We start from the raw sequence: 10594 nt of genomic DNA on the forward strand, positions 1-10594 counted from the left end.
GTCGAGGTGCGTCCGGCGTTTTTTCGCGACAGCCGCAGCGCCGCCGCCATGAAACGGCGATCGAGAGCTTCCTGCCCGGCCGGGCTTGGTCGCGGCCCTGCCATGCTCAACCTGCGTCCTCTTCGCTCTTGTCTTCGTCGCCCTTCAGCTCGCCGAGCAGCTCATGGAAATCCTTGGCCTCGCGGAAATTGCGATAGACCGAGGCGAAGCGGACATAGGCGACGTCGTCGAGCGACTTCAGCGCCTCCATGACCAGCCGGCCGACCTCGCCCGAGGCCACTTCGGTCTCGCCGGAGCTTTCAAGCTGGCGCACGATGCCGGTGACCGCGCGGTCGATGCGCTCGGGATCGACATTGCGCTTGCGCACCGCGATCTCGACCGAGCGCAAGAGCTTGTCGCGGTCGAACGGCACCTTGCGGCCGGATTTCTTGACCACGACGAGGTCGCGGAGCTGGACGCGCTCGAAGGTGGTGAAACGGCCGCCGCAATCGGGGCATACGCGCCGCCTGCGGATCGCCGCGCCATCCTCGGCAGGGCGCGAATCCTTCACCTGCGTATCTTCGGACTGGCAGTAGGGACAGCGCATGGAGAGCCTTCGGTTGGCGATTCTTGGTGAGCGGAAGGCTTAGAGGTTTTTGCCGCGATGGCAAAGCACGGACGGCCTTCCGTGCCTCAGAGATAGCGAGGCGCGAGGAAGATTGCCAGCGCCGCCGCCAGCCAGACCGCGATACCGCCGAGAACGGCAAGCCGATAGTCTACCCTCTCGATGAACAGCCAACAGGCGCCGAGGAAGGCGAGATAGGCGGGGATCGTCCTGAAGCCGGCGAGACAGGCCTCGCGAAAGCCGGTCGGGTTGCCCTTGGCGCCGACCGCGAGCAGCGCGATGACCGCGAAGGTCGGCGCCAGCGGCAGGATGCCGGGCAGGACGTTGCCGCGCTTCGAGGCCCAGACGATCAGCGCCGTGACGAGGCCGCCGACGACACCTTTCCAGAGAATGTCCATGGCGCGGCTCCTTGCTGCCTGTCAGGGCGCGACGTCGGTGGTCGGGAAGCCGCAGGACGCGCCAAGGCTGCGGTAGGCCTTGGTGAAGCCGTCCATCGATATGCTGGCAACCTGCTTGTTGGCGAAGACGACATCGATCGCGGCCGCGCGCCGCATGGCCCGCAGCAGGGCAAGCGCGACGTCCTTCTTGTTGTCCAGCATCCACTGGTCGCCGATATCGGCGCTGACGGTCGCCTTGACCTTGCCCTTGTCGTCGCCAAACACTGCGGGAATGCTCTCGCCGGCCGGCAGATCCTTGTTCCGCAGCGCGATGACGAGGCTCGGATAGCCGTCGGGCGGCAATGCGTCGCCGTTCGAGATGGCAAGCGTCAGCGTGCCGCCGGTGCCGTTCTGGTCGAGGAACGCCGTCGAGGCGGCGCAGGTTCTGCGCACATCCTCACCGGTGTTGACTTCATCGATAATGGTGGACCACCTGCCGAAGGTCTCGGTCTTGGGAGATGCAGGCGGGGGCGACGCAGGCGCAGGCGATGCGGCCGGCGCCGTCCCTGCCTTGGGCGCCGTCGTCGTGGTCTGCGCCTGGGCGGCGCCGGTCAACGGCGAGGCCGCCAGAAGCGCCGCGAGAGCGCCGAGACATGGAAATCGCATCATCAACAAGGCTCCTGTCCGGATCGCCGCTCCATCCGGAGCGGCGCTTCCCGTCGTGGCCAATAAGAATGACGCGAGGCTTCAGGTCAACCGAGATAGGGATAGAGCGGGAAGCGATCGGTGAGCGCCACGACCTTGGCCTTCACCGCCGCCTCGACGGCCGCGTTGCCCTCGTCGGAGTTCGCCACCTTCAACCCGTCCAGCACCTCGGCGATCAGCTTGCCGATCTCGCGGAACTCGGCCTGGCCGAAGCCGCGCGTCGTGCCGGCCGGCGTGCCGAGGCGCACACCCGAGGTGACGAAGGGCTTTTCCGGATCGAAGGGGATGCCGTTCTTGTTGCAGGTGATGTTGGCGCGGCCGAGTGCCGCCTCGGCGCGCTTGCCGGTGGCGTTCTTGGGGCGCAGATCGACCAGCATCAGGTGGTTATCGGTGCCGCCGGAGACGATGTCGAGGCCCGTCTCCTTCAGGCTCGATGCCAGCGCCTTGGCGTTGGCGGCGACGCTCTCGGCATAGAGCTTGAAGCTCGGCTTCAGCGCCTCGCCCAGCGCCACCGCCTTGGCGGCGATGACGTGCATCAGCGGACCGCCCTGCAGGCCCGGGAAGACGGCCGAATTCATCTTCTTGGCGATGTCTTCGTCGTTGCAAAGGATCAGGCCGCCACGCGGGCCGCGCAGCGACTTGTGCGTGGTCGTCGTCACGACATGGGCGTGCGGCAACGGCGACGGATGCACGCCGCCGGCGACGAGGCCGGCGATGTGGGCCATGTCGACCATCAGATAGGCGCCCACCGCATCGGCGATCTCGCGGAAACGCTTCCAGTCCCAGATGCGGGAATAGGCGGTGCCGCCGGCCAGGATCAGCTTCGGCTTGGTCTCATGCGCGGTCTTCTCGATCGCGTCCATGTCGAGCAGATGGTCGTCCTTGCGCACGCCGTAGGAGACGACCTTGAACCACTTGCCGCTCATGTTGACCGGCGAGCCGTGGGTGAGATGGCCGCCGGAATTGAGGTCGAGGCCCATGAAGGTGTCGCCGGGCTGCAGCAGCGCCAGGAATACGGCCTGGTTCATCTGGCTGCCGGAATTCGGCTGGACGTTGGCGAAGTTGCAGCCGAACAGCTTTTTCGCGCGTTCGATGGCCAGTTCCTCGGCCACGTCGACGAACTGGCAGCCGCCATAGTAGCGCTTGCCTGGATAGCCCTCGGCATATTTGTTGGTCATGATCGAGCCCTGCGCTTCCAGGACAGCGCGCGAGACGATGTTTTCGGAAGCGATCAGCTCAATCTCATGGCGCTGGCGGCCGAGCTCGTTGCGGATGGCGCCGAAAATCTCCGGATCGGCGTCGGCCAGCGTGGTCTCGAAGAAGGATTCGAATTTGTTCGACGCTGCCGCTGCTGTTGCCATGCCTGAAATCCTCCGGTTCGGGGCAATTTGTTCATGCATATCGTTGCCCCAAAACCGCTGCGCACTCTTGGGCGACATGCATTGCCGCGCCATTAACACAGTTGTCTTCGCCTCGCCACGTTTGCGCCGCGAAATTTGCTGGCCGGTTTGCGTCAACGCCAGCGGCGCGAGGTCTATTTCCGCTCCCGCCGGCTTTTCAGCAGGGCTTCGGTGAGCGTGATCTCGGCAAGCAGCGCCCGCATCGTATGGTCGTTGATCTCGCGGCTGCGGAACATGGCGCGCACGGCGCCCCGCTCGGCCTCGATGCCGGCGTGCCTGAGTTCCAGTTCCAGGCGCCCCGCCTCGCGGGCCTCGGCGCGCGCCTCGTCGGCCTCGTCGGAGGCGGCTATGCGGCGGCGGTAGCCGGCGACGATGCTGTCGGCGACCGCGAGCCTCGCCTCGGCGGCCTCGCCCTCACCCCCTTCATTGGCGATGCTCTCGATCCTGGCGATTGCCGCGTTGGCGGCGCCGACGCGCGCCCGCCGTTCCTCGGCGGCGCCCGGGTCCTCGCCGGGCTCGACCAGCCCGCGCGCGATCTTCGGCAGGGCCAGGCTTGCGATCGTCAGCGAACAGATGATGACGCCGGCGGCGAGGAAGATGACGACGTCGCGTGACGGAAAGGGCGAGCCGTCGGCCATGGTGAGCGGCAGCGACAGGATGCCGGCCAGCGTGATGGCGCCGCGCACGCCGGCGACCGAACCGGCGAGCCGCACGCGCATCCCGAACGGCTCGGCCTTGTGCTTGCCGAACCGCGCCGCCACGCGCTGCGCGATGTCACCGACCCAGATCCACAGGAAGCGCAGGCCGATCAGGCAGAGCGTCAGGATCAGCACCGTCGCCGCGGGCTCGATCAGCCAATGCCGGCTGGAAAGCTCCGGCGGCACGTTGCGGATGATGTCGGGAAGCTGCAGGCCAAGCAGAATGAACAGCGCGCCGTTGAAGATGAAGGACAGCGTCGTCCACAGCGACATGGTCTGCATGCGCGCCGAGATGCCGAGATAGCGGAAGATGCCGGAGCCGCCGGTGAGCAGGCCGGCGGTGACCGCTGCCAGGATGCCCGAGGCCTCGACGTGCTCGGCGATGAGATAGGCGATGAAGGGCATCAGGATCATCACCAGCACCTGCGCCTCGGACGGCACGCCACCGATGCGGTTGAGCAACTGCAGCGTCTTGGCGGCGACGATCAGCGCCGCCACGCCGGCCAGGATGCCGGCGGCGACCGCATAGAGGAACGTCAGCGACGCTGCGGCCAAAGAGAAGCTGCCGGTCAGCGCGGCCGCCACGGCGAAGCGGAACATGACGAGGCCGGACGCGTCGTTGAGCAGCGACTCGCCCTCCAGTATGTGCATCAGCCGCGCCGGAACCACGTTCCTGTCGACGATCGAGGACACGGCGACCGCATCGGTCGGCGACAGCACGGCGGCGAGCGCGAAGGCGACGACCAGCGGGATGCTCGGCACCAGCCAGTGCAAGGCGTAGCCGAAGCCGACGATGGTGAAGAAGACCAGCCCGATGGCGAGATCGAGAATCGGCCCGCGCAGCGCCAGAAGCTCGCGCTTGGGCGCGGCGACGGCATCGCCGAACAGGAGCGGCGGGATGAACACCAGGAGGAACAGCTCCGGGTCAATCTCGACATGCAGGCCGCGCGCCGGCCAGGCAAGGGCCGCGCCTATGGCGATCTGCAGCACCGGCAACGGAACGCGCACGAGCCGGACCAGGGCGCCCGAAAGCGCGACGAACACGAGCACGACCAGGATGAAGACGGCGACATGCATGGTGGCGATTCCGAATATTGCCCGACCATGCGCAAAGCAGGTCGTGCCGTCCAGTCGCGACGAAGGCCAGCTGACGGAAGGTGGAAAGCAAAAAGGCCGCCTATCGGCGGCCTTTTCAATAAAGATTCCAGTCGCTTAGAGCGAAGACGTGATCTGCAGCTCTTCGTTGCCGTCAAGGCCGTAGATGTCGTCGCGGAATTGCACGACGCCGGGGCCCGTCGACCATGCCGAAAGATAGAGGAAGTGGACCGGCACCGGGTTGGTCACCTGAACCGGGGTGTTTTCACCGGTCTTGATCGTCGCCTCGAAATGCTGGCGGTCCCAACCGGGCGTGTCGCGCAGGATCCAGGTGACGAGGTCGCGCACGTTCTGGACGCGCACGCAGCCCGAGGAGTCGAAGCGCATCAGCTTGCCGAACAGGCTCTGCTGCGGCGTGTCGTGCATATAGACGCCGTCCGGGCTGGGGAAGTTGATCTTGACCGAGGCCATGGCGTTGCCGGCGCCCGGATCCTGGCGGAAGCGGTACTTCTCGGCGTCATCCGTCGACCAGTCGACCGTCATTGGGTCGACCTCGCTGCCATCCGGCGCGAACAGGCGGATGTGGCTGTCCTTGAGATAGTTGGGATCCTTGCGCATCAGCGGAATGATATCCTTGCGCACGATCGAGACCGGGGCATTCCAGTAGGGATTGACGATGATCTCGTTGATCTTGGAATTCACGATCGGGGTCTGCCGGTCGATCTTGCCGACGATCGCGGTGTGGCGCAGCACGACGCGGTCGTTCTCGACTGCCTCGATCTGGGCCGCCGGAATGTCGACCAGCACGTAACGGTTGCCCAGCGTGCCAGCCTTTTCGCGCAGACGCTGCAGATTGGTCTGCAACTGACCAAGCCGGATCTGCGCCGAAACATTCATCGCCGTGTAGGTGTATTTGCCCATGGCGCCGTCGGCAGGCAGGCCGTGGCGAAGCTGGAAGCGCTTGACGGCGGCGTCGACATAGGAATCGAACGAGGTCGAGATGCCGGCGCTCTGCGACAGATCGCCCGAGATCATGAGCCGCTTGCGCAGCGGCACCACATCGGGATCATCGACGCCGAGCTGCAGCTTCTTGGTCGCGGGCACCTGCTCCCAGCCGCCCTGGCCGGCGATGGTCTGGTACTGCGCCACCGCCTGCTCGGTGAAGGCGACGGTCTGCAGGCTGAAAATCGGCAGCGTCGAGGCCACCTTGCCGCCCTCGCTGGCGCGGGCGTCGAACTGGTCGTCCCAATTGCCGCGGGCCGATGATTTCAGGATATCCCCGATCACGTCCTGCGCGCTGGCACTGTTGGCAACCATGGCTGCGGCAAGCGCGGAAGCTCCGGAAAGGAAGAAACGGCGGCTGGTTCTCATGGACGTTCCAGACATTCTCTAAGCATCTGATCAACGGGCGATTTCGCCCGCACTCTAGGGTTGGCAATCTTAACAATTAGCCAACCATGACCGCATCGCTTCGGCGTGAAACGCGTGGCGCGACGCAACTTCAAGGTGAAGGCAGGCCTGTGGCCGCAGCATCACCCGTATTCTCGCTTTCACCGGGATTATGGCGGCAATTTGGCCTTGGCGCGCGATTTGCGTCAGGCGACGCGATGAAAGGAAAGCAGCGGTGCTTTTCGGCACCGGTGAGCAATCCAAGAATCCTTCGTCATTGAGCTCCGCAGCCGCGACCCGACTATGCACTCAGTGCGCAGTCTCGACCTTCGGATCCGGACCTGGCTGCGCCTTCAATTCCGAACATCGCTGCAACACCTCTTGTCGGGGATAACGCATGACCTTGTTGTCCTCCAGCTTGAGCAGCAGCTCGCGTCTCTTTTCCGTGGTCTCACCGTCCGAACAGGTCATGTCCAGAATGATCGCGTCGAGGCCGCCGATCTTCTGCACCTTCTCCAGCGAGCAGCCGACCTCCCACATCTCGACCGCCTTGTCGGTGAATGTCACGATCGTATCGTTGTTGTCGCACGGGGCGCTGCCTTCGGCGGCGAAAGAATCCTTCCACCACTCCTCGGCGGAGGCCGCGGTCGAAATCAACAGAAGCACCGCGGCGCCCCAGAAGATCCTTGAACGGTTTTTCAGGTTCATGTTCGCTCCCTCGCCAGGAAGCGACATTAGGCAGTGCCACAGCGAAAGCAAACAGCGTAGACGCCCTGCCGATGGGCGCGGCGCTTCCGAAATATCCCTTGCATCGCGAAAAGGAAAAGGACCGGCGCCTTTCGACACCGGTCCCCGACTGTTTCCCCTGCCCGCGCTTCCGCGGCGCGGTCCCTCGGCGCGGATGCGGCTTACATCCGGTAGGCGATGGTGTCGTTCCAGAAGCGGTCCAGCCGCTGCAGGGCGCGGTTCATCTGCTTGAACTCGTCGGTGTTGATGCCGCCGACCTGCTCGATCGAGCCGACATGACGCTCATAGAGACCGGCGACCACTTCTGCCACCTCGTTGCCCTTCGGCGTCAGCGAGACGCGGACCGAACGGCGGTCGATGCGCGAGCGCTGGTGGTTGATGAAGCCGAGGTCGACCAGCTTCTTCAGATTGTAGGAGACATTCGAGCCGAGATAGTAGCCGCGCGAGCGCAATTCGCCGGCGGTCAGCTCCGAATTGCCGATGTTGAAGAGCAGCAGCGCCTGGATGGCGTTGATGTCGGAACGGCCGTTGCGGTCGAACTCGTCCTTGATCACGTCAAGCAGACGGCGGTGCAGACGCTCAACCAGCTGCAGCGATTCCATGTAAAGCGAACGGATCGCCTCGCGGCGGTCGTCGGATACGGTGGCGGTCTTCGCCGCCGGACGCGAATTGATCATTGTCTTTGCCTCTCGTTTGTCGCCCGGTGATTTTTTTGTTTTTCACCTTGATCGCGACACTATCGAATACTCATAAAATTCGACTTAAACGCCAAGGCTAACAAGAGCTTACCGGTAAGAGGTTTCGAAAGAGGCTTAACGAACGGTCACCCCAGCAAGGATAATTAACCTAAAGATTTAGCCACCGATTCCGGGGGTGAATTGCCCGCGCTTCCGGGCTAGCGCTGGGCCTGGCGCTTCTGCAGCCAGATCACCACCCGGAAGGCGATGTAGAGCAGCGCCACCGCGGCATGCGAAGCGATGATCAGCGGGCGGTGGCCGAACAGATCGGGAAAGCCGACATACATCACAATCTCGGTCGCGGCGCAGATGAACCAGATCACCGGCCCCCAGGAGGCCAGCATCCAAAGGCCAGCGGCGGCGAAGGGAAAGAAGACGGCGAGCGTCACCGCGGCCACCTGCCAGTGCACCGGCATCAGGTCGAAGCGCCAGAGCGGGCCGGGATAGAAGCCGATCAGCCGGATCCAGTAGAGGATGCCGAACAGCAGGCAGTAGCCGGCGATGACGCGCTGGAACCAGGCGAAGATGATTTCGGTGGTCGAGGGCTGCAGCACGACGCGCCTGGAGGTCACCTCGCTCACAGGTCGAGCTCCCGCTCGCCGAGCGGCGCGAAATAGGCGTCGACATCGGCGACGCTGACGTCGTCCAGGCCTGCCGGACGCCAGCGCGGCGTCGAGCCCTTGTCGATGATGGCGGCGCGGATGCCTTCGTAGAAGTCGTGGCCGGCCAGCATGCGGTTGAGGATGCGGAACTCCATCTTCATGCACTCGTCCATCGACAGCGTCAGCCCGGCGCTGATCTGGCGCCAGGCGACATGCAGGCTGGTCGGCGAGCGCGTCCTGATTGTCGCCAGGGTCTTTGCGGCGAACTCGTCGGAGGGCGCGCCCCGATCGAGGCTGGCGATGATATCGGAAAAAGAGGGTTGGGCGAAATGGCGCGCGATCGCTTCCAGCACCGGCCGGTCGGTCTCGCGCCTGGCCGGGACGAAAAACCCGCGCAGCACCGATTCCGGATCGCCGGTGGCGCAGAGCCGGTCGAGGAAGGCGGCCTGGTCCTCGGCCTTGATGGTGTGGGTGGCCAGTCCCGACCAGAGCGCGTCGCCGTGGCGGATGCGGCTGCCGGTCAGCGCCAGGTACATGCCGAAGCTGCCGCCGAGATCCGGCAGCAGATGGCTGCCGCCGACGTCGGGGAAGAAGCCGATGCCGACCTCCGGCATGGCGAACTGGGCATTTTCGGTCAGCACGCGCTGCGAGCCGTGGAAGGAGATGCCGACGCCGCCACCCATGACGATGCCGTTGATCAGCGCGACGTAGGGTTTCTTGAATCGCTTGATGCGGGCGTTGAGGCGGTATTCGTCGGCGAAGAAATCGACCGGCGGCTGCCCGGCGCGGCCGGCCTCGTAGACGTGCAGGATGTCGCCGCCGGCGCAGAATGCCCTGCCCTCGGCCTTGACCACCACCACATCGACGCCGTCGTCACGCTCCCAGGCATCGAGCGCCTTGCCGAGCGCCTTGACCATGGCGTGGGTGAGAGCGTTGAGCGCCTGCGGCCGCGTCAGCGTGACGACGCCGGCCCTGCCCAACCGCTCGAAGCGAATTTCGTCGCCTCCGCCAAAATCCATCGTAAGAGAATCCTCCCCCGCGCATGCGGGACTGAAGTGCTAAAGGCTGGCGCACATGTCCGTCAATGGCAGGAGGGGATCGCCTTCGTATTGGCGGCCGCCGGCGGCTGGTGCTACGAAGCGGCAGTCCTCGCGGAGAAGCGGGGAGCAACGGCAGGATCCACAAGCTGCCTGACGGACTTCGGGGGGAGCCATGTCCGCATTTTGGCGTCTCGGCATTGCAATCATCGGCCTGCTCGCCGCGGTGCCGGCGCCGCGTGGCGCCATGGCCGCAACGATCGACGACCTCTATCAGTCGCAGACCATCGTCACCGGCACCGGCGAGGTGAACCGACAGATCGGTTTCAAGGATTGCCTGGACCGGGTGCTGGTCAGGGTTTCAGGCGATCAGCGCCTGCCGGGAAAACCGGAGATGGCGGCGCTGCGCGACAAGGCCGGCGATTTCGTCGACAGCTTCCGCTACCACGACCGGCTGGAAGGCATCCCCGTGCATGACGAGCAAGGCACGCATGACCGGCCGCACGACCTCACATGCCTCTACAAGCCCGCCGTGCTGGACAGGCTGCTGGCGCAGCTCGGCAGCAAGCCTTGGCTCGGCGAGCGGCCACGCCTCGCCATCCTCCTCAGCGCCGAGCAGGGCGAACGCCATTTCGTGCTAACGGCCGACGACGGGCGCGGCGAGGCGATGCGCGACTCTTTCGTCAGCGCGACGGGGCCGTTGCTGATGCGCATCGCTTTCCCGCCGGCCGAGCTGGTTTCCGGCATGGACGAAAAGGCGCAGCGCGCAGCCGACATTGCCGGGCTCGACCAACTCGCGAAAAAGGCGGGAGCCGATCAGGCGCTCGCCGGCAGCATCGTGTGGAGCGACAAGGACCTGGGGTGGATCGCCGACTGGCGGCTTGGTGATGGCGGCAAGACCTACCGCTGGCAAGTGCGCGGCGTCACCTTCGACGAGGCGTTCCGCGTCGCTATCCGGGGTGCGGCACAGGTTCTATCGGGCAATGGCCAACCCTGAGGGCTGGCACAATCGTGTCGCATTGGTCTGCGGTGAGTGCCCGTGTTAAAACCCGGCCAAACGAGAGTTTTGGCGATGAACAGATTCACCCCCGCAAAGCCTGCCGGCGCGCGCAGCGTCGATGAGATCACCGGCAGCCGGCGGCTGAGGCGCATGCGCAAGGCCGACTGGTCGCGGCGCCTGGTGCAGGAAAACCGGCTTTCGGT

The 10594-nt window shown here is 65.1% G+C and carries 11 protein-coding genes and 1 pseudogene; 2 read left to right on the forward strand and 10 right to left on the reverse strand.

Translation table 11 applies throughout. From position 1 onward, the window contains the following. Positions 1-106: 106 nt before the first annotated feature. From nrdR to EN738_RS23205, 10 genes are all read right to left on the reverse strand, one after another. Entirely contained in the window at positions 107-586 is a 480-nt protein-coding gene (nrdR, locus tag EN738_RS23160; protein ID WP_010915593.1) for a transcriptional regulator NrdR, read from the reverse strand. Positions 587-672: 86 nt separating this feature from the next. Continuing rightward, positions 673-1002: a GlpM family protein gene (locus EN738_RS23165; RefSeq protein ID WP_127285741.1), complete on the reverse strand. Its 330-nt coding sequence runs from the start codon at positions 1000-1002 to the stop codon at positions 673-675. A gap of 21 nt (positions 1003-1023) precedes the next feature. Next, positions 1024-1650 carry a hypothetical protein gene (locus tag EN738_RS23170; RefSeq protein WP_245494627.1) on the reverse strand — a complete coding sequence of 209 codons (627 nt, stop codon included), beginning with the start codon at positions 1648-1650 and terminating at the stop codon, positions 1024-1026. A gap of 83 nt (positions 1651-1733) precedes the next feature. Then, complete coding sequence (gene glyA / locus EN738_RS23175; RefSeq protein WP_127285742.1) at positions 1734-3047, reverse strand: serine hydroxymethyltransferase; 1314 nt, start codon at positions 3045-3047, stop codon at positions 1734-1736. Between the two features lie 173 nt (positions 3048-3220). Beyond that, the gene (locus EN738_RS23180) at positions 3221-4861 is read right to left on the reverse strand and encodes a Na+/H+ antiporter (protein WP_127285743.1); all 1641 of its coding nucleotides are present in this window, start codon (positions 4859-4861) and stop codon (positions 3221-3223) included. A 135-nt stretch (positions 4862-4996) separates the two neighbouring features. Beyond that, positions 4997-6250: a murein L,D-transpeptidase gene (locus tag EN738_RS23185; protein ID WP_127285744.1), complete on the reverse strand. Its 1254-nt coding sequence runs from the start codon at positions 6248-6250 to the stop codon at positions 4997-4999. A 327-nt stretch (positions 6251-6577) separates the two neighbouring features. After that, positions 6578-7003, reverse strand: a complete 426-nt coding sequence (locus tag EN738_RS23190; protein ID WP_245494629.1) for a hypothetical protein — start codon at positions 7001-7003, stop codon at positions 6578-6580. Positions 7004-7176: 173 nt separating this feature from the next. Continuing rightward, positions 7177-7692 (reverse strand): winged helix DNA-binding protein, encoded by a 516-nt coding sequence (locus EN738_RS23195; protein ID WP_126054949.1) that lies wholly within the window; start codon positions 7690-7692, stop codon positions 7177-7179. Between the two features lie 218 nt (positions 7693-7910). After that, positions 7911-8333 carry a DUF6163 family protein gene (locus EN738_RS23200; protein ID WP_127285745.1) on the reverse strand — a complete coding sequence of 141 codons (423 nt, stop codon included), beginning with the start codon at positions 8331-8333 and terminating at the stop codon, positions 7911-7913. Further along, complete coding sequence (locus EN738_RS23205; protein ID WP_127285746.1) at positions 8330-9373, reverse strand: enoyl-CoA hydratase/isomerase family protein; 1044 nt, start codon at positions 9371-9373, stop codon at positions 8330-8332. The genes EN738_RS23200 and EN738_RS23205 overlap by 4 nt, the downstream gene beginning before the upstream one ends. Positions 9374-9566: 193 nt before the next feature. On the opposite strand from EN738_RS23205, the gene EN738_RS23210 reads away from it, so the two are divergent. Both EN738_RS23210 and EN738_RS23215 read left to right on the forward strand, forming a co-directional pair. Continuing rightward, positions 9567-10388 (forward strand): DUF2066 domain-containing protein, encoded by an 822-nt coding sequence (locus EN738_RS23210; protein WP_127285747.1) that lies wholly within the window; start codon positions 9567-9569, stop codon positions 10386-10388. 75 nt (positions 10389-10463) lie between these two features. Continuing rightward, a pseudogene (locus tag EN738_RS23215) lies at positions 10464-10594 on the forward strand (porphobilinogen synthase); the annotation flags it as partial.

This window comes from Mesorhizobium sp. M4B.F.Ca.ET.017.02.2.1 (assembly GCF_003998955.1).
GTDB lineage: Bacteria > Pseudomonadota > Alphaproteobacteria > Rhizobiales > Rhizobiaceae > Mesorhizobium > Mesorhizobium abyssinicae.